Annotated in this window: 19 protein-coding genes; 7 read left to right on the forward strand and 12 right to left on the reverse strand. The window is 70.9% G+C overall.

Going from position 1 to position 18,448, the window contains the following annotated elements; translation table 11 throughout:
* Positions 1–37: 37 nt before the first annotated feature.
* From ACIA47_RS07420 to ACIA47_RS07430, 3 genes are read right to left on the reverse strand one after another with little or no spacing between them, the layout of a single operon-like run.
* The gene (locus tag ACIA47_RS07420; RefSeq protein WP_396706227.1) at positions 38–1,540 is read right to left on the reverse strand and encodes an MFS transporter; all 1,503 of its coding nucleotides are present in this window, start codon (positions 1,538–1,540) and stop codon (positions 38–40) included.
* Positions 1,537–2,850, reverse strand: coding sequence for an MFS transporter (locus tag ACIA47_RS07425; RefSeq protein WP_396706229.1), 1,314 nt, complete (start codon positions 2,848–2,850; stop codon positions 1,537–1,539). The genes ACIA47_RS07420 and ACIA47_RS07425 overlap by 4 nt, the downstream gene beginning before the upstream one ends.
* The gene (locus tag ACIA47_RS07430) at positions 2,847–3,557 is read right to left on the reverse strand and encodes a siderophore-interacting protein (RefSeq protein ID WP_396706231.1); all 711 of its coding nucleotides are present in this window, start codon (positions 3,555–3,557) and stop codon (positions 2,847–2,849) included. Before ACIA47_RS07430 ends, ACIA47_RS07425 begins: the two co-directional genes overlap by 4 nt.
* A gap of 81 nt (positions 3,558–3,638) precedes the next feature.
* On the opposite strand from ACIA47_RS07430, the gene ACIA47_RS07435 reads away from it, so the two are divergent.
* Entirely contained in the window at positions 3,639–4,199 is a 561-nt protein-coding gene (locus tag ACIA47_RS07435; protein ID WP_203126282.1) for a GNAT family N-acetyltransferase, read from the forward strand.
* 46 nt (positions 4,200–4,245) lie between these two features.
* Here ACIA47_RS07435 and ACIA47_RS07440 read toward each other — a convergent pair whose 3' ends face one another.
* Both ACIA47_RS07440 and ACIA47_RS07445 read right to left on the reverse strand, forming a co-directional pair.
* Entirely contained in the window at positions 4,246–4,908 is a 663-nt protein-coding gene (locus ACIA47_RS07440; RefSeq protein ID WP_396706233.1) for a DUF305 domain-containing protein, read from the reverse strand.
* Positions 4,909–4,922: 14 nt separating this feature from the next.
* A complete protein-coding gene (locus tag ACIA47_RS07445) occupies positions 4,923–6,806 on the reverse strand; it encodes a sigma-70 family RNA polymerase sigma factor (RefSeq protein WP_396706235.1) in 1,884 nt (627 codons plus the stop codon).
* 323 nt (positions 6,807–7,129) lie between these two features.
* On the opposite strand from ACIA47_RS07445, the gene ACIA47_RS07450 reads away from it, so the two are divergent.
* Both ACIA47_RS07450 and ACIA47_RS07455 read left to right on the forward strand, forming a co-directional pair.
* Positions 7,130–7,315 (forward strand): hypothetical protein, encoded by a 186-nt coding sequence (locus ACIA47_RS07450; RefSeq protein WP_203122759.1) that lies wholly within the window; start codon positions 7,130–7,132, stop codon positions 7,313–7,315.
* A gap of 229 nt (positions 7,316–7,544) precedes the next feature.
* Complete coding sequence (locus tag ACIA47_RS07455; protein WP_396706238.1) at positions 7,545–8,351, forward strand: RNA polymerase sigma factor SigF; 807 nt, start codon at positions 7,545–7,547, stop codon at positions 8,349–8,351.
* Positions 8,352–8,357: 6 nt separating this feature from the next.
* On the opposite strand, the gene ACIA47_RS07460 is transcribed toward ACIA47_RS07455, so the two are convergent.
* From ACIA47_RS07460 to ACIA47_RS07480, 5 genes are all read right to left on the reverse strand, one after another.
* A complete protein-coding gene (locus ACIA47_RS07460; RefSeq protein ID WP_396706240.1) occupies positions 8,358–9,425 on the reverse strand; it encodes a DUF2855 family protein in 1,068 nt (355 codons plus the stop codon).
* 98 nt (positions 9,426–9,523) lie between these two features.
* Positions 9,524–10,738 (reverse strand): PP2C family protein-serine/threonine phosphatase, encoded by a 1,215-nt coding sequence (locus ACIA47_RS07465; RefSeq protein ID WP_203122765.1) that lies wholly within the window; start codon positions 10,736–10,738, stop codon positions 9,524–9,526.
* A gap of 158 nt (positions 10,739–10,896) precedes the next feature.
* Positions 10,897–11,070 carry a hypothetical protein gene (locus ACIA47_RS07470; RefSeq protein ID WP_203122767.1) on the reverse strand — a complete coding sequence of 58 codons (174 nt, stop codon included), beginning with the start codon at positions 11,068–11,070 and terminating at the stop codon, positions 10,897–10,899.
* Positions 11,071–11,465: 395 nt separating this feature from the next.
* The gene (locus tag ACIA47_RS07475) at positions 11,466–11,918 is read right to left on the reverse strand and encodes a zinc-binding dehydrogenase (protein ID WP_396706242.1); all 453 of its coding nucleotides are present in this window, start codon (positions 11,916–11,918) and stop codon (positions 11,466–11,468) included.
* Positions 11,919–12,010: 92 nt separating this feature from the next.
* The gene (locus ACIA47_RS07480) at positions 12,011–12,343 is read right to left on the reverse strand and encodes a nuclear transport factor 2 family protein (RefSeq protein ID WP_203122769.1); all 333 of its coding nucleotides are present in this window, start codon (positions 12,341–12,343) and stop codon (positions 12,011–12,013) included.
* 144 nt (positions 12,344–12,487) lie between these two features.
* On the opposite strand from ACIA47_RS07480, the gene ACIA47_RS07485 reads away from it, so the two are divergent.
* The gene (locus tag ACIA47_RS07485; protein WP_238671282.1) at positions 12,488–12,979 is read left to right on the forward strand and encodes a helix-turn-helix domain-containing protein; all 492 of its coding nucleotides are present in this window, start codon (positions 12,488–12,490) and stop codon (positions 12,977–12,979) included.
* A 5-nt stretch (positions 12,980–12,984) separates the two neighbouring features.
* Here the strand turns inward: ACIA47_RS07485 and ACIA47_RS07490 are convergent, their stop codons facing one another.
* Entirely contained in the window at positions 12,985–13,866 is an 882-nt protein-coding gene (locus ACIA47_RS07490; RefSeq protein WP_396706245.1) for a helix-turn-helix domain-containing protein, read from the reverse strand.
* 154 nt (positions 13,867–14,020) lie between these two features.
* Between ACIA47_RS07490 and ACIA47_RS07495 the strand changes: the two genes are divergently transcribed.
* On the forward strand, positions 14,021–14,887 hold the full coding sequence (locus ACIA47_RS07495) for an oxidoreductase (RefSeq protein ID WP_396706247.1): 867 nt from the start codon (positions 14,021–14,023) through the stop codon (positions 14,885–14,887).
* On the opposite strand, the gene ACIA47_RS07500 is transcribed toward ACIA47_RS07495, so the two are convergent.
* A complete protein-coding gene (locus tag ACIA47_RS07500; protein WP_396706249.1) occupies positions 14,888–16,450 on the reverse strand; it encodes an MFS transporter in 1,563 nt (520 codons plus the stop codon). It abuts the gene before it with no gap.
* A gap of 103 nt (positions 16,451–16,553) precedes the next feature.
* Here ACIA47_RS07500 and ACIA47_RS07505 point away from each other — a divergent pair, with 103 nt between their 5' ends.
* A complete protein-coding gene (locus ACIA47_RS07505) occupies positions 16,554–17,033 on the forward strand; it encodes a winged helix-turn-helix transcriptional regulator (RefSeq protein WP_396706251.1) in 480 nt (159 codons plus the stop codon).
* Between the two features lie 144 nt (positions 17,034–17,177).
* Positions 17,178–17,609, forward strand: a complete 432-nt coding sequence (locus ACIA47_RS07510; RefSeq protein WP_396706253.1) for a hypothetical protein — start codon at positions 17,178–17,180, stop codon at positions 17,607–17,609.
* Positions 17,610–18,448: the final 839 nt, after the last annotated feature.

Raw genomic sequence — 18,448 nt, forward strand, 5'->3', positions numbered from 1 at the left:
TCGACTACCACGATGTGACTATTAGGGTAGCCTAACCTTATTGCGCGGTTTTGGTGCGATCTGCCCGGTGTAGCAAGCCGGCGGCCACCAGGCCACCGATCAACACCGCAGCCGCACCCACCAACTGCCCCGTCTCCAGCGCAGAGGCGAAGGCGACAGTCACGGCCTCCCGTTCGGCACCTCCGTCGGCGGCGGCGAGAGCCGCGGGAAACGACCCGGCACCGGCCAGGGCCGCCGGCAGCAGCGCCGCGAACCGGGCGTTCAGCACGGCACCCAGCACCGCGATGCCGAGGCTGCTGCCGACCTCGGTCATGGTGCCGTCGACACCCGCGCCCGCGCCGGCCTTCGCCGCCGGGATCGCGCTCATCACCGCCTCGACGATGGCCGGATTGGCCAACGCGCAACCGACACCCATGACGAGCAACCCGACCAGCAGCACTTCGTACCCGTCGGACGGGAGGAGGGTGACCAGCGCAAGTCCAGCCGCGAGCAGCGTCATGCCAACGGCGATCGCGACCGCCAGGCCGAGCCGACGGATCACACTCGCGACGACGCCGCTGACGTTGAGCAGCACGATGGACAGCGCGAAGGGCGCCATCCGCAGACCGGCCTCCCAGGCGGGATAACCCCTGACGAATTGGAGATGCTGGGTGAGCAGGAACAGCGCGCCGGTGGCGCCGAACGTGATCAGCACGACGCCGGAGATCGCACCGACGAAGCGCCGGTCCCGGAAGAAGCGCATGTCCAGCATCGGGTGCGCGATCCGTCGCTCCCACCGCACGAAGATCCCGAGCAGGAGTACGCCGACGCTGGCAGCGCCGATCACCTCGGTCGACGCCCACCCGCGCTCCGGACCGGAGATGATCGCCCAGACGACAGCGGTCAGGCCGGCGGTGGAGAGCACGGCGCCGGGCACGTCGAGTCGGCCGCCGGCCGGTCCGCGGGACTCGGGGACCAGCGCGCGACCGACGAGCAGGCAGACCAGCACGATCGGCACGTTCATCAGGAAGATCGCGCCCCAGGGCAGATGCGCGAGGATCGTGCCGCCGATCGGTGGCCCGATGGCGAAGCCCAACGCGCTGGTGGCGGCCCAGATGCCGATCGCCCGGGATCGCTCGGCGGCGTCGAACACCTGCATCGCCACCGCGAGCGTCGCGGTGACCAGCAGCGCGCCACCGACGCCCATCCCAGCCCGCGCGGCGATCAACTGCCCGCTGGTGCTGGCCAGACCGGCGGCCAGCGAGCCGACCCCGAACAGGACCAGGCCGGCGAGCAGCATCCGGCGGCGGCCGTACCGGTCGGCGGCGCTACCGGCGGTGAGCAGCAGCCCGGACAGCACCAACGCATAAGCGTTGATCATCCACTGCACCTCGGCGGTGCTGGCACCCAACTCGGTGGTGAGCACCGGCACCGCCACGGTCAGCACCGTGTTGTCCAACACCACTACCAGTTGCGCGACGCACAGCACGGCCAGGATGAGCCATCGCTGTGGCAGTCGTGCTGATGTCGCGGTGTCGGTGGCCGGCTGGACGGTGGTCACGCCACCGCCTTGACGCCGTCCACTGCGGGCTGCTCGGCCGTCGGGTCGACGGTGGGCTGCTCGGCCGTCGGGTCGACGGTGGGCTGCTCGGCCGTCGGGTCGACGACGGGGCCGGGCCGGTGCGGGAATCGCCGCTGGTGGGAGAGGCCGAGGACGACCCCGGCGGCCACCAGCACGATGGCCGCGACCGCTACCGCCGGATAGCCGACCCGGTCGGCCGCCGCGAGACCGATGGACGCCGCCACGAACGAGCAGACCAGGCCGAACGACGACAGCACTGTGAAGTCGGTGCCGCCGGTGTCGGGCCGGGAGTAGTCCATGTTGACCGTGTAGAGCACGACGTTGGCGATGGTGTAGGCCACCATGAAGCAGCAGAGCGCGACGACCGTCCCGCCCAGCGGAGCGCTGCCGTTCATCAGCGGCAACAGCAGCAACGTCGACACCGTGAGCGCCACGCCACCGACCACGAGCACGCCACCGCGCCCGAACCGCCCGATCCCGAGCCCCGCGACCAGACCCGCCACGATGGCCGGGGCGCTGGTCACCACGCCGGTGACGACGCCGATCCGACCCAACGACCACCCGGCGTCGACCAGCGCCGGAGTGACCAGGGCGTACGCCATGCCCGCGCCGACGTAGACCAGCGGCACCACGCCGAAGGTCCACCACCGGCAGCCCGGCTGGCCGAACACCGACAGCAACGCCCGGTATGCCGCGCCGACCCGTTCCACCCGATCGGTACGGGGAGGCTCCCGGAACCGCCACACCACCAGCAGGCCGACCGCCGTCATCGCGGCCAGCAGGCCGATCGCCGGCACCCAGCCGAACTGGTCGTAGACCAGAACGCAGGCTCCACCGCCGAGCAGGTTGCCGAGGTAGCTCGCGGCGACCTGGATGCCGTTGCCGGTGCCCCGGGCCGAGTCGGCCAGCATCCGGACCGCGACGGCGTCCACGGCGATGTCCTGGGTGGCCGAGAAGAACACGTACGCGGCGCAGATCGCGATGATCGGGCCGAGCGCGTCGGCCGGGCTGGCGAACGGCAGCAGCGCCAGCAGGGCGAGCACCAGAGCGGTCTGGAGCACGAGCAACCAGGAGCGGTAGTGGCCGCGGTGCCGTGAGCCGTACCGGTCGAGGATCGGCGCCCAGAGGAACTTGACGGGCCAGATCAGGCCGACGATCTGCAACAGCGCCAGCGTGTCCAGCGAGGTGCCACCGTCGCGCAGGATGGCGGTGAGCCCGACGGTGATGAAGCCGACGCCGAGGTACTGGGTGACGTACAGCGCGGTGAGGGTGCCGAGCCGGCCCTTCATGCCGCTTTCCAGTAGCCGAGGGAGGTCAACCGGTCCTTGTCGACGCCCAGCGTCTTGCGGAGGTGTCGGGTGATGCCCCGGGTGGTGGCCGCCTCGCAGGCCACCCAGTAGTGGCCCGCGCCGGTGGTCGGCAGGGCCGCACAGACCGTGTCGACGAGGTGCTGGCCCTCGTCGCGCCGCGGCACCCAGGTGACGTCGTGGTGCGCGCGGGCCCGCAGCGCGAGCGCCTTCTCGCCCTCGTGGGCGTACTCCAGCCAGACCGTCGCCGGGATGTCGGCACCGGCGTCGAGCAGGCTGTTCACCGCGGGCAGGGAGGCCGCGTCGCCGACCAGGTAGAGGTGCTCGGGCGCAGGGTCGGGCAGCTCGAACGCGCTGCCCTGCACTGTCGCGCTGATGGTGTCGCCGACAGTGGCCGTTGTGGCCCAGCGGGCCGCACACCCGTCGTGGATGGCGAATTCGAGGGTGAATCGGCCGGTGGTCGGATCGGGGTCCACCAGCGTGTACGCGCGCTGGTGGGCCCGGCCGTCGTTGTCGAACCAGAGCCGGATCCACATCGTGGGGTGCACCCCGCACGTCTCCAGCAGGCCGCCCCCGTCCAGGAGGAGCCGCTGGTAGTGCCCGTCGATCGACTCGGTGCTCAGGACGGTCAACCGAAAGTCCCGCCCTCCCATGGCCTTGAGGACCAGGGCCTCCCAGTTCCGTTTCACGCACCCCTCCAGGTAAGGTCATCCTTGGTTAGGGGAGGTTAACCTAAGTTGCGCCCCGGATGGAACAGAGGACAGCGCCCGATGACGTACCAGGAGAAGATCGCCGGTCTCGGCGAGCTGTCGTTGGTGACCGTGGACCCGGACCGGGACGCCGCACTCCTGCACGGTTGGGTGACCCTGCCCCGCAACTCCTTCTGGGGCATGGGTTCGCACACCCTCGAAGAGGTACGTGAGATCTACGCCTTTGTGGACAGTCTGCCCACGCACCACGCGTACCTGATCATGGTCGACGGGGAGCCGGTCGGCCTCTTCCAGAGCTATCAGCCCGAGGCGGACCCGGTCGGCGAGCGCTATCCTGTCCAGCCCGGCGACGTGGGGATGCACCTGCTGCTCAGCCCCGACCGACGCCTCGCCCGCAGCCTCACCAACGCGGCCGGCCCGGCCGTCGCCCGCTTCCTGTTCCGCGACCCGACCGCGCAGCGGATCGTGGTGGAGCCGGACGTCCGCAACCACCTCGCCCTACGCCGACTGGAGATCGAGGGCTTCACCTTCGACTCCGAGATCGAGATGCCGGACAAGCGGGCCCAGCTCGCGTTCCTGACCCGCGCCCGGTTCGCGGAGAGGCACCCGACGCCGGCCTGACCACCAACGCGGCCGGCCACATCGGCCGGCCCTCTGGGCCGCATACTCAGCCGCCCGGGGCGTCGGTGGGCCCGCCGGGCCGGTTGTCCAGCGTGTTCAGCTCGGCAGCCCGCGCCTGCTGGATCCGGCCGGCGAGCACCTTCAGCTCCGGGCTACCCCCGGCGGTCTGCTCGCCCCTGCACAGCACCACGGTCTGCGCGAGGTGCGCCCGGATCAGGCCAGCCGCCCGGTACGACACCTCCGCGTCGGACGCGGCACGTAGCTCGGCGAGGCTGGCCTCGGTGACCATGCCGGGCATCTGATGCCCCTCGTGGATGTTCAGCTCCGGCACGTTGCCAGCGGCCAGGAGCCCACGCAGGTCCCGCAACTCCGCCTGATGGGATTTTCGGACCTCGCCGAGGAGGGCCCGCAGCGACGGATCCGCCGGGCGGGTGTCGAGCTGGTCGATCAGCGCGAGCGCACCCTCGTTCATCGGGATCAGCAGTTGGATGAAGGCGTCGTCGGTGCCGTTGAACACCACCGGCGCGGTCGGCACCGCAGCGGCCGACGACGCTGCTACCGACGACGCTGCTGGTGCCTGGTTGGTGCGGCCCCAGCCCTGGCTGAGCCCGACGGCCATCGCCGTGGCGACCAGTGTCGCGACGACGCCGACCAGCCGCCCGGCCCGTACGCGAAGCCCTCGGCGCTCCAGCATGATCTGCTCGTCCATCCGTTCGCCAGTGCTCAGCGGGCGGCTTGGAACGCGCGGCCGACCACTGTCGCCTCGGTCCCGTCGCTGAACAACCCGGACCGATCCTTGTCCGTGGCCGGTAGCCCGAACCAGGCGTAGCGCTGCAGGTAGGGGAGTTGGCCGAGCATGGCGGTGGCCGCCGTGAGGAAGGCCGCCTGCTGCTGCTGACCGGGAAACTGCGCGCCGCCCCCGGCGAAGCGGATCAGCGCGAACTCGGTCAGCCAGATCGGCTTGCGGTACCGCTGGTGGACGGCCTGGAGGTACTGCCGGAGTTGAGCCACCGCGGTGGCGGTCGTGAAGTCTGCACCGAACCAGTGCAGCGTGATGAAGTCCACCCGGTGGCCGCGGGCCTGGGCGCCGGTCATGAACCTGTCCAGCCAACCCTGCGGGTCCGGCCCGCCCCAGGCCACCGCCGGGCTACCCAGTTTGCTGCCCGTCGCCATCAGCTGCGGCCACAGGTCCAACGCCTGCTCGACGGTCATGTTCGCCTGCTCGGGCAGGTCCGGCTCGTTGAAGGTGAGCAGGTACGGCCCGGCGGCTTTGGCCCGAGCCAGCTCCGCGGCGGTGACGTTCTCCGCGCTGCGGATCATCGGCACGAACGTCGCACCGCGCGGCGTGCTGATCCCCGGGTGCTGGGTGCCCCAGGTGTAGTACCAGCTGGCCTTGGAGTTGGCCAACGCCTGACTCGCCCCGGCGAAGTTCCACACCCCGACGCCCTTGCGGGCGGAGCTGACCGCCGGCGCGACCGGAGCTTTCGACGAGGGGCGTGCGCTCGGCGAGTGCGCGACGCTCGGGGTGGCGACAGCGGTGGGCGCGGCAGACGGCGGCGCCGCCCACGAGGGCGCGGACGGATCGTCCGGCAGGATCACCACCGCCATGGTGATGGCCAGGACGGCGGCCGCCACACCGGCGACGAGGGACGGCACGAGGCCACGGGGCCGGTTCACCGCGAGGTCGACGACGCTCGGGCCGCCGCCCGCATCGGTGGGCACCGCGCCGGGTGGGGTCGACCCGGCGGTGGGTCCGGCCGTCGGGCCAGGCGGCGCGACGGCCTGCGCGGCGGCTGCCGGGGCGGACGCGTTCGGCAGGTGGGCGCCGAGACCCGCCGGCAGCGGCAGCAACGGCATACCGGCGAGCAGCCGATCGATCGGCAGGAGGGTGGTGCCCAGCCGTCCACAGAACGCGCAGTCGCGGACGTGTCGAGCCAGTCGCTTGCGCCACAGCGAGCTGGGCGTGCCGTCCCACTCGGCGGTCACGGCGCCCAGGTCCGGGCAGCCGGGGCGGGCGCGGAGCGCGCGTACGACGCCACGGGCGCCCTGGATCTGCTCCTTCATCCGATGGATCCGCACCGCGACGTGCCCCGGTGACAACCCGAGCGCGTCGGCGACCTCGTTGCGGGTGATCTCGCCGGTCTCCTCCAGCCACCACAGGGAGAGCAGTTCCTGGTCGTCCGGGTCGAGCCAGCGGGTCGCCTCGGCGACCTCGCGTCGCTGGTCGGTGAGGCCGAGCCGGAGGATGGTCATCCCCGCGAAGTCGGAGGCCGGGTCGGGCACGTTGTGGATCGCGTCCAGCCCGGCATCGCGGTTGAGCGCGACGCGGCGGCGCGTCTCCCAGTCACGCACCTGGCGGATCGCGATCGCCACCAGCCAGGACCGGTATGCCGCCGGGTCGTTGAGCGCGGGCAGGTACCGGATCACCCGTACCAACGTCTCCTGGACCACGTCGTCGACGTCGGCGTGCCCGCGCAGCGCACGCCCGACGATGTTGTAGACCAGCGGGAGCGAGGCCGCGACGACGTCGTCGAGAGCGCGCTGATCGCCCTGCCGGGCCGCGACGACCAACCCGACATCGGGCAGTGCTCGACCGGCTGACGACATGGGTCTCACTCCTTGGGTGCTCATCCGCGCGGCCCCCCACGCTGGGTGTGCTGACCGCCCTCAAGATCGGAGACTCGCGGCAGCGGGTGGGATTACAGAATTTCCCGGGCGGCCGGTTCGCCACAAGCGAGGCGGGTCCGTCGGCGGCGCATATGTGGCGGCGGCGCCGGGTATGGTGCGGGGTGTCGGTGTCGCCGGGCGCTCGCCCGTGCACAGGACACCAACATTCGGGCGCCAACGTGTGCGCCGAAGCGTCACCAGGTCGCACGGCCGACGTTGCCGAGGCCCCAGACGCACCTCTTTCCTAGAGACAGGATCCCTGCATGACATCGAACGACAACGGTCGACCCGCCCTGTTCCTCGCCACGTCGCACGGTGACGTGCTGGACGGACCGGCGGTGACCTTCGACAGCAGCGAGGAGGCCATGCGGCGACTGCGCCACCCGTTCGCGGTGAAGCCGGCCCAGCCGGCCGCGACCGCTGTCGACGCCTCGGACCAGCGCGGCTGATCCCCGCCCGCCCCCCTCTAGACCTCTAGCCTCATACTTTCGGCTAGAAAATAGTCGGCCTTTCGGGTAGTGTCCGGGTCATCAAGTGAACGACATGACGCGGTGGCGAGGCCCGTGATCGTGGCCTTGCGACAGCGCACTCTCGCCCGTTCGTGCGCCCCGGCGACAGCCGGTTCGGAGATCCTTTCCGGTCGATTCGATCGACGGGCACGTGCGAGAGGAATCCTCCATGTTCAGCGTCGTCGGACCAGCAACCAGCACCCTCATCGGCCATCAGAGCAGCGGCCAGAGCCCGGATGACCTCCTGGTCGCGCTGGCGGCAACGCAGGTGGACGACCCTCGCCGTCCAGCACTACGGGACCGCGCCATCGAGGCGTGGATGCCGCTCGCTCGGCACCTGGCGCGCCGCTACGGCGGACGTGGCGCACCCGACGACGACCTGGCCCAGACCGCCTTCGTCGGGCTGATCAAGGCCGTGGACAACTTCGACCACGACCGAGGTGTCGACTTCAGCGGCTACGCCATTCCCACAATCATCGGCGAGATCAAGCGATACTTCCGGGATCGCACCTGGGCGGTGCGCGTGCCTCGCCGCCTCCAGGAACTGCGCCTGTCGATCAGCGCCGCCAACAGCGTCCTGACCCAGACCCTCGGCCGGCTGCCCACGGTGGCCGACATCGCCTCCCACCTCGACCTGTCCGAGGAAACCGTGCTGGAAGGACTGGAGGGCGCCCGCGCCTACCGGGCCACCTCACTGTCCACCCCCATCGGGGCCGACGGCAACCGGGAACTCGGCGACACTCTCGGCGACGACGACCATGAGATCGACCTCGTCGAGATCCGCGTCGCCCTCGACCCCGCCCTCGCCACGCTGCCGGAACGCGAGCGCCAGATCCTGAGCCTGCGCTTCCACGGCAACCTGACCCAGGCCCAGATCGCCGACCGGATCGGCGTCTCACAGATGCACGTTTCCCGGCTGATCACCCGCTCGCTGGCCGCGCTGCGTCACCAGCTCAACCCAGACATCGCCGCCTGAGCCCGATCAGAGTTGGATGACGTGGCCCACCCGTGGCGGCGTACGACCGGCGAGAACGTCCAACCACGCGTGTTGCAGCGCCGCCGGCCCGGCACCCACCCGAACGTCCAGCCACCCGCTCACCACAGCGGCGAAGCGTTGCCAGGCCTCGGTGAACCGCTGGTCGAGGCCGTCGCGGCCCCAGTCGTGGCTGCGCTTGCGCATCTGCACCGGCGCGAAGAACACCTCCTCGGCGGCGTCGGCGTTCGGCGTCTGGTTGGTGAGCCCGACCGCGACGTCCCGGACCAGCCGGTCGCCGAGACGCCGACGCAGGGCGGCACGGGTCGTGGGCGCGCCGGACAGGTCGAGGTAGACGGTCGGGACCACGTCGAGGGTGTCGATGTCGTCGTACGACACGACCTCGTCGTAGCAGCCGAGCGACCGGGTGAACGCCAGGTTGCCAGGTGAGGTGAGACCGACCAGGCGCGGCCCGCGCCGGTGCAGCTCGAACGCGGCGGCGTACGCGGTCTTGCTCGACGCCGACGACACCAGCAACGCCTCGGCACCGTGGAAGTCGTTGTCGACAACCTGGTCGGCCAGCATGAACGAGGTGAAGAACAGCGGCCGGAACAGGATCAGCAGATCCTCCTGGTCGCGCTGGTACGCCGGGTCGCCGGTGGTCGACCGGTACGCGTTGTACGGCGACGGCAGCTCGGCCCGGTGCGGGCTCGCCTCGCGGAACCCGGCCGCGTCCACCCGGTCCGGCCGCACCACGAGGTGACCGGCGGGCGGGAGGTAGCCGTAGATTCGTTGCCCCACCTCGACACCGGCCGCCGCCGAGGCGACCACCTCGGCGAAACCCCAGAGCGGCGGCAGCCCCCACTGCGGCCCGAGCCCCTGGGCCGCCGGCGGAAAGAACTGCCAGTACCGCATCGAGTCGCCGAGCACCGCGTAGGTCACGTTGTTGGCGGTGACGCCGACGCGGTCCACGCGCAGCAACGCCTCGCCGTCGGCCAGGGCGGGGGTGGAGCCATCGACGAGCGTGGTCCGCCCGAGGTCGTCACGCGCCACGGCGAAGGTCCATGAGTCAGCCATGAGGTGACGCTAGACAGCCTCGCAATCGGAGACAAGTGCACTGTGAGTGCAAAATCCCACTGCGCGCGCTCGGGGGCCCGAGGCGCGGCTGCGCGCGGTCACTGTCGGAGCGCGGCGAGGTCGCGGAGGTGCGCGAGCGGCAGATGCGGAGGCCGCCACTCCACGAAGAGGGCCGTCGCGTCGTCGTCGAGCTGGTCGTCCTGGTAGCCGACGACCGCGCGAACCAGGCGACGCATCGTCTCCGGGCTGGGCAACCCGTCGTTCAGGGCGCGGTTGACGAAGTCGACGAGCCGGTCCAGCCCGAACTGCTCCCCCTCGGCGCTACGGGCGTCGGTGATGCCGTCGGTGTAGGCGAGGATTCGGTCGCCCGGGTGCAGGTCCTCGACGTGTACCCGCGGTCGACGGGGAGTCAGGTGGCCCAGGCCGAGGGGCAACGCGGTCGGCCCGGGGAGCTCTCGGATGGCCTTGCCGTCGCGCAGCAACATCGCACCTGGATGCCCCGCGTTGATCATGCTGAGCCGGCCGGTCTGGCGGTCCAACTCGATGAGCAACCCGGTCGCGAAGAAGTTCGGGTGCTCGGACCGAACCCACCGGTCGATGCTGATCGCGGTGTCGACCAGGTCGAGGCCACACCGACGGGCATTGCGGTACGCGCTGACCACCAGCGAGGCCAGGGTGCTCGCCTTGATGCCGTGACCGCAGGTGTCGAAGAGACCGACGCTGAGCACGTCGTCGTTCAACGCGTAGTCGAAGATGTCGCCGCCGACGTCGTAGCACGGTTCGAGGATGGCGGTGACCACCAGGTCGTCGGTGGCGAAGGTCAGCGGCGGAAGCAGGCCCCAAACGATCTCGGCCGCGACCTGCATCGGCATCCGCCGCCGCATCCGCTCGACCACGTCACCGTAGAGCCGGCGGTTGACCAGGATCTGGGCGACGTTGACCGCCACCTCCCAGGCCGGAGCGTCCATCGTCTCGTCGGCGGCGGCCGGGGAGACGATCTCCAGCACGCCCATCCGCTCACACCCGAGTAGCAGTGGCACCCACACCCGGTCCGGGTTGTCGGGCGCGCGCTGGATGTCGAGGGTGGTGAAGGCCCGGCCGGCGAGCGTCGTCTCGATCGGCAACTGGTCCCGGTCGAGACCCGCACCGAGCAGCGGCACGAGGAGGGTCTGCGTGTAGTCGGCCAGATAGATCACGATCTCGCTGGCATCGATCGTGGGCGCCGCACGGGCGACCAGTTGCGACACCTCGTCCGGGCCACCCCGGGGTGCGTTGAGCTGCAACCAACGCACCACCTCGCCGATGTCGGCCATGCTCCACCTCCCCTGTCCTACCCAATCGCAGGAGCACGTAGTGCGAGCGGTGAGGCTACCTCGCCCGCCGCGCACCCGGCGTCCACCGAGTCGCCTCCGCGCCGTAACGGCGCGTCGTGATCACGAGCCGCTGGCGACCGGCCCGAGCAGCGCCACCCTCACTGGGATGGCGCGTCGACGAGATCCGCTGGGTTGAGATCCAGGGTGGCGAGCAGCCCAGAGTGCTTGGCCGGGTCCACCTGCTCGGGCAGTTCGCGCTCGACCCAGGCGGCCCGGGCCAACTGACCCCGGTCGCGAAGTGCGGCGACGATCCGGTCCCTGGCGATCCTCATCTGGTACTCCCCTAATTAAACGTTCGGAACAATTTGCACGGAGGGTGAACCCGAGTGCGCGCGTCGGGCAACCGATCGCCGGAGGTTGGCGACGCGGCGGCCGGTCGGTCGGGACGCGGTCCGCGATCAGCCGACACGACCGGTACGTCGAGGCGATGCAGAAGATGAGCGGTAACGCCCTGGCGGGCTGGTGGCGACGGCATCTGGCGGCCACCGGGGTCCCCCGGGCGACATGTTCACCGTACGCCCTCGCGGCGGCCCGCCGCACCAGCGCCCTGGACCGGCCGGAGGTCAGGGCTCCAGCACCACCTTGCCCGCCCGGCTGCGGTTCTCGGCGAACACCAGTGCCGCGGAGACCCCGCTGAGCGGGTAGCGGGCGGCGATCTGCGGCACGATCACTCCCTGCCGCAGCAGGTCGAGGACGATGCCGAGGTCGGTACGCAGGCGACGGCGGAACGCGGCGCGGCGGGTGAGCTGGCCGGCCCAGAAGTTGTAGAAGCCGGCCCGGTGGCGTTGGGCAGCGCGTTCCAGGCGTAGAGGCGGGTCAGCAGCTTCACGAAGACCCACACGACCGACCGCCCAGTGCCCACGGCGGCGGCGTTGCCGTAGACGACCAGCTTGCCGCCGGAGCCGAGCAGGGCGTACGAGGTGCGTACGCCCGGGCCGGCGACCGGGTCGAAGACGGCGTCGACGCCACCCGGCGACAGCTCGCGGACCCGCGCGGCCATGTCCGGGTCGCGGTGGTCGAGCGGTTCGACGCCGAGTTCGCGCAGCCCGGCGTGGTGCCGTTCGGCGGCGGTGCCGATGACCCGCAGGCCAAGGCGGGGCCAGGGCGTGGATGTCGACAAGCGCGCCCTGCCGCCAGCGCGCGACGCGGTCGGCCGGGGGCTATGCGGTCGCCAGGGGGGCGATGCGGGCCGTCAGGGGGCGATGCGGGCCGTCAGGGCGCGATTCGCAGCTGCCGGATAGCGGTGTCGTCGTAGTCGCTGAAGCGGTAACGGAGGCCGGCGAACGGGCTGCCGGGAAAGTCGCCCGTGATCGTCGCGGTCACGACGGTGCCGGCGGGAGTGTCCTCGACGTCGGTGATCTCGTACGACACCAGCGGCACGGCGCGACGCCACGCGCGGATGGCCTCGATGCCCCGGTGCTCGGTCGACTCGTCCTCGACCACGGCGTCCTCGGCGAAGAGGGCGAAGTAGTCCTCGGAGTCGGGCCGGCCGGCGAGCTCGAAGTAGCGGCGGATGATGGCCGGTGCGGCCTGGGTGACGGTCACGGCTGGAGCCCCTTCCGGACGTCGCTGGGCAGCAGGAGGCGCACGCCACCAGGACGTCGTACAGTTACTTTTGAAATAGCACCTACTAACTTCGACACTAGCACCTACTCGGGAGAGGGCACAGTTGTGGCCGGGAAGATCCGCTTGGAGGACCGCGAATGCCCGCTGTCCAGCGCGCTGGGCCATGTGGGCGAGTGGTGGACGCTGTTGATCCTGCACGACGCGTTCGACGGCTACACCCGGTTCGACCAGTTCCAGGCCAACCTGGGCGTCTCGTCCAGCATCCTGACCAGCCGACTCAAGACCCTCACCGGTCAGGGGTTGCTCGAACGTCGCCGTTACCAGACCAGGCCCGACCGCTACGAGTACGTCCTCACCGACCTCGGCCGCAGCCTGCGTCCCGTCGTCGTCGCCCTCGCCGCCTGGGGTAACTCACGCCTCGATCCGAGCGAGCGCAGCATGATCCTCGTCGACCGGACCACCGGACTGGAGGCCGACCCGGTGATCGTGGACCGCAACAGCGGGCGCCCGCTCGACGACGCCGACTTCGTGTTCGCCGCCGGCCCGGCCGCCAGCGAGACCATGCGCAAACGCTACGAGCACATCCCCACCCAGGCGACCCCGCAACGGCCCTGACCTGGTCACTCCAGCGGATGGAGGCGGGCCGGGTCGCCGGGTCGGAGGCTGTCCGGCACGTCGTCGGCACTGCTGGCGGCGATCGAGCCGAGCAACGCCAAGGAGCGGGCGGACTCCGTACCGGGCTCGGCGTGGTAGATCACCAGCAGCTGCCCGTCGGCGCCCGCCACCGCGAGCTTGTCGCAGTACAGGTCCAGGTCGCCCACCTCGGGGTAGTGCAGCCGGCTGACCACGCCCTCCCGTCGACGCACCTCGTGGCGCGCCCACAGTTGCCGAAAGCAGTCGCTCTTGAGTGACAACTCCCCCACCAGTGCCGTCAACCGTGGGTCGTCGGTGGCACCGCCCGAGTCGGCACGCATCTGCCCCACCACGCTCTGCATCGCCTGCCGCCAGTCGCGGAACAGCTCCCGCTCGGCCGGGTCCAGGAACACCGCGCGGAGTCGGTTGGCGCCCGGGGCGAGATTCGGCGACAGGGTCCTCGCCATCGGGTTCGACGCCAAAATGTCGAGGTAGCGATTCTGCACGAAGGCCGGCATGGAGAGCTGCCGCAGCAGGTGCAGGATGCTGGCCGGGACCCGCTCGGCGGCCGGCCGGGCCGCCCGGCGCGACCGCGCGCGGCTCAACCCGATCATGTACGCGGTCGCCTCCGGGTCCAGCCGCAGCACCCCGGCGAGGGCATCGAGAACCTGCACCGAAGGGTGCCGCTCGCGCCCCTGCTCCAATCGGAGGTAGTAGTCGGCGCTGATACCGGCCAGCATCGCCACCTCCTCACGCCGCAGCCCCGGCACCCGGCGCAGGCCAACGCCCGGGCCGAGCCCGACGTCCTCGGGCCGGGTCTGCTCCCGGCGGGCGCGCAGGAATTCGCCGAGCGGGTTCGTTGCGTCCATGCCACCGACGGTAGATCGCCGGGCGGCCCGGTGACTGGCTGTGTCACTACCAGGAACAGCTCGCCCTGCCGCCCCGGCGAATGTCGGCGGACAGTCGTCGAAGGGCCGGTTCCAAGCGGCCCAGATGTCACGACGACAACGAGCAGAGGATGAGATGAGCGAGAACCTTCCCGGCGGCGCCTTCACCCCCGCCGACGGCCTCACCCTGAGCCGAATGGGCTACGGGGCGATGCAGTTGGCCGGCCCGGGTGTCTTCGGCCCGCCCCGCGACCGCGAGCAGGCGCTCGCCGTACTCCGCGAGGCCGTCGACCTGGGCGTCCGGCACATCGACACCAGCGACTTCTACGGGCCCGTCGTGGTCAACGAACTGATCCGCGAGGCGCTCCACCCGTACCCCCAGGGTTTGCACCTGGTCACCAAGGTCGGCGCGCGCCGCGGCGCCGACCGCTCCTGGATCCCGGCTCAGGAGCCGGACGACCTCAAGGCCCAGGTCCGGGAGAACCTGGAACACCTCGGCCTGGACGTGCTCGACGTGGTCAACCTGCGGGTAGGCGTCGCGGAGGGCACCAGCGGCGAGCCGCTCGGTGCACAGTTCGCCGCCCTGGCGGAGCTGCGCCAGGAGGGTCTGATCCGGCACCTCGGGCTCAGCAACGTCACACTCGACCAGCTCACCGAGGCCCAGGCCATTGCACCGGTGGTCACCGTGCAGAACCTCTACAACGTCGCCAACCGGCAGGACGACGCCCTGGTCGACCGGTGCGCGGAGGAGAACATCGCGTTCGCGGCGTTCTTCCCGCTCGGCGGGTTCACGCCGTTGCAGTCCGACACGCTCGACGGCGTGGCCGCCCGACTGGGTGCCTCACCGCAGCAGGTCGCCCTCGCCTGGCTGCTCCAGCGCTCCCCCACCACCGTGCTGATCCCCGGCACCTCCAGCGTGGCGCACCTGCGGGAGAACACGGCGGCGGCCGACCTGAAACTGCCGACCGACGCCATCGAGGAACTGGACGCGCTGGCTTCGTAGCTAGTGCTGGTGCGGCCGGTTGCGGATCAGGGTGAGCGCCAGCACGGCGGTGACGAGGAAGACGACGCCGTTGACCCGCAACCCGGCCTGGACACCGGAGGTCAGTGCCTCCGCGATCGCCGCCCGGACCGGGTCGGGCAGCGGTTGGCCGCCGTTGGCGCCGGAGGCCACCGCCGCCTGCACGGCGGTACGGGTGGGTTCGCCGATCTGGTGCGCGGCGAGCCGGCCCGGCAGGTCGGCGACCATCGTGGTGGTGAGGAGCGTGCCGAGCACTGACGAGCCGAGCACCGAGCCGACCTGGCGGGCGGCGTTGACCGCCCCGGAGGCCATCCCGGCCTGGGCGGGCACGACGCTGGCCAACGCGGCGGCCGTCGCCGGGGCCACCACCAAACCGCTGGCCGCGCCGAACAGCGCGAACAGCGCCCAGCGGTGACCGAACGACGTGGTCGGCCCCTGGTTCGCCAGCGCGAAGCTGGCCATCGCACCGAGGACCAGGCCGAGGGTCAGCGGCGCCTTGAATCCGGTACGACGAATCGCGCGCCCGGCACCGAAGGCGACCAGTACGTACGCGCCGAAGAGCACCAGCATGCGCCAGCCGGTGTCCAGCGGGCTGAGCGCCTGGGCACGTTCGTGGAAGAGGACCAGCAGGATCGCCACGCCGGTGAAACCGAACAGCGACACCGCGCCGACGACCATGACGGCGCTGAACGACGCGGACCGGAACAGCCGCACGTCGAGCATTGGCGCGCTGGCCCGCAGCTCGACCAGCACGAACGCGACAAGTGCGACGACCGCGACGACCCAGGCCGTCGACACCACCGGGTTGGTGTAGCCGACCTTGCCACCCTGGATCAGCGCGTAGACGGCCGCCGCGATGGCGACGGTGCCCAGTAGCAGGCCGGGCACGTCGAGTCGGGCGGCGCTCGGCCGGGACTCGGCCACCCCGACGGTGGCGACGACGAGGGTGACCAGACCCAGCGCGATCGTCGACAGGTAGACGCTGTGCCACTGGTGGTGCCGCAGCAGGGTGCCGGCGATGAGCGGGCCGATCGCGAGGCCGATGCCGGAGGCCGCCGACCACGCTGTGATGACCTCGGTCCGGCGGTGCGGATCGGTGAAGGTCGCGCCGAGGATCGCCAGGCTGTTCGGCAGGATCAGGGCCCCGCCGAGGCCGGCGACCAACTGCCCGACGATCACCCAGCCGACCGTCGGAGCGCTGGCCACGACGGCTGCGCCGACGATCATCGCGATGACCCCGGCGGCGAACATGCGCTTGCGCCCGTAACGGGTGCCCAGGGTGGCCGCAGAGAGCACGACGCTGGCCACCATCAGGGTGTAGGCGCTGGGGATCCAGACCAGAGTGGTGGGGTCGACCCGCAGGTCCTGCTGGATCGTGGTCAACGCGGAGACCGTCGCGGTGATCTGCAGGAACGTGATCATCGCGCCCAGGCACATGGCGATCAGGGTCACCGGGCGGGAGCCGCGCAAGGACGAGCGGCCGGCGGCGGCCGGTCCGGGTGCTGCTGCCTCGGGTGGGGTCGGTGTTGCGGCGCTGGTGGTCACTGAAGATCCTTCAGGCTGGTGGTCTGACTTGCGTATGCTGAAGTCAGCTCGACCCAGTGAAGCACCTGGCTAGCCTTCACGCAAGTCAGGTACGCTGGACGGCATGGAGGACCTACGAGACGACCGCGATTCCTGGACGAGCGAAAACTGCTCGGTGGCCCGGGCGATGGACATCGTGGGCAGCAGGTCGACGGTCCTGATCATGCGCGAGGCCCTGCTCGGCACGCGCCGCTTCGACGACTTCGTCCGCCGGGTAGGCGTCGGCGAGCCCGCCATGGCCGCCCGCCTCAAGGAGATGGTCGCCGCCGGGCTGCTCGAACGAATCCCCTACCGGGAGCCCGGGCAGCGCACCCGCCACGAGTACCAACTCACCCGCAAGGGCCGCGAACTCCTGCCCGTCATCACCGCACTACGCAACTGGGGCGACACCTGGGCCGCCACCGACACCGGCCCCTCCGTCGTCGCCACCCACCACGACTGCGGCGAGCCCATCCGCGCGGTGCTCCGCTGCGCCGCCGGCCACGAAATCGCGGACGGCGACATCGACATCACCGCCGGCCCGGGCCTCATCCGCCGCGACTGACACCCCGGATCACGACCACGCTTCGGGGCGACACCGCCAGCAGCCCCTCCGGCCGCAGCGCGGCATTCCAGCTCACCGTCGACCGCGCCTAGTCAATCGATCATGACGACTGAAGATGTCGTACACGTGTTCTAGTCTCGGGTCGTGGTCGAGGAGTTGACGCAGGCAGACGACGCGATCGCCGCCTGCGTCGACGCCGCCGCCTGGGCCCTTTCGGAGCACGACCTGATCGCCGCGCTCGACGCCGCGCACCGCCTCGAGCAACGCCTCGCCGCCGTGAAGCTGACCCTGGTCCGCGAGATCGACGGCCGCGGCACAGCCCGCGCGCAAGGCGCCGACGGCACGCAGCGCTGCTCGGCGACGCCGGGAGGCGCCGGTCGTATGCCCGCAAACCCCGACGTGACTGCTTGCCTGGCCCATGTCTGCGAGGACGCGCCACTGCCCGGTTCAGGGTGTCGCCAGCCGCCAGGCGCGGACCAGTGCTGGCACGTTGGGGTACCGGGCGGCCGGCGGCTGCCTCGTCGCTCGTTCCAGGACCCGGCGCTGGTCGCCGTTTCGCCGCCAAGCCTGTGGTGAGTTCCGCCGGTCGTCCGGAGGACCCCGCCGGCTCGCTGGCGAGTCGAGTAGGTGGTGCAGGGTGCGGCCGAGATTGCACGGTGGCCCGCTCGTCGATGACGGCACCGCGGGCGAACTCCTCCGGGGCCATGTAGCGGCGTGAACCTGGCAGCCGATCTGTCGCAAGCACGAACGGACTGCGTCGGTACTCGTCGAGATCGATCAGCCGCATCCGGCTGGCGGCAAAGTCGTACAGGAAGCAGCCGTCGTAGAGGTCGACCGCGACCAGGCCGGCGGCGCGGACAGCCAGGTGGGCGTCGAGGATCGCGTCGAGCGCCACCTCGACCTGCGGGACCGGCAGGCGCTGGAATCTGGTCAGCGCGCCGCGGTCCGCGCCGTGCACAGTGGCGTGGTTCAAGACGGTGCCGTCGTACCAGGGGTAGACGAGGGTTGGACCAGCCGCGCTGTGGATCGTCCAGGTCGGACGGACGATGGCCGGATGGCGGACTGCCGCGTGCACCGCGCAGGCCCGGTCGAGGGATGCTCGGCCCTCGACGGTGGTAGCGGTCTTGACGAGCCAGCGGTGGCCCGCCTCTCCGACCGCATAGGACAGGCAGCCGGAGCCCTGGGCGTCGATGACCACGAAGGCCGACTCGACCGATGGCACGGGCAACCGACCAAATGGCATGGATCCCCCAAGTCGGCGCTCCTAAATGACGCGCAAAGTACCCGTTGTGTTACGAGCTTGTTTCCAAGATGACAGCCGGGTTACGGGTGCTTCTCGATGATCCGTACCGATCCTAGGTTTCGGCCACCGTCATCAGTCGTGGCGGCCGGCACCGAACGTGGAGGCAACGACG

Source organism: Micromonospora sp. NPDC051227 (assembly GCF_044455385.1).
Classification (GTDB): Bacteria; Actinomycetota; Actinomycetes; order Mycobacteriales; family Micromonosporaceae; genus Micromonospora.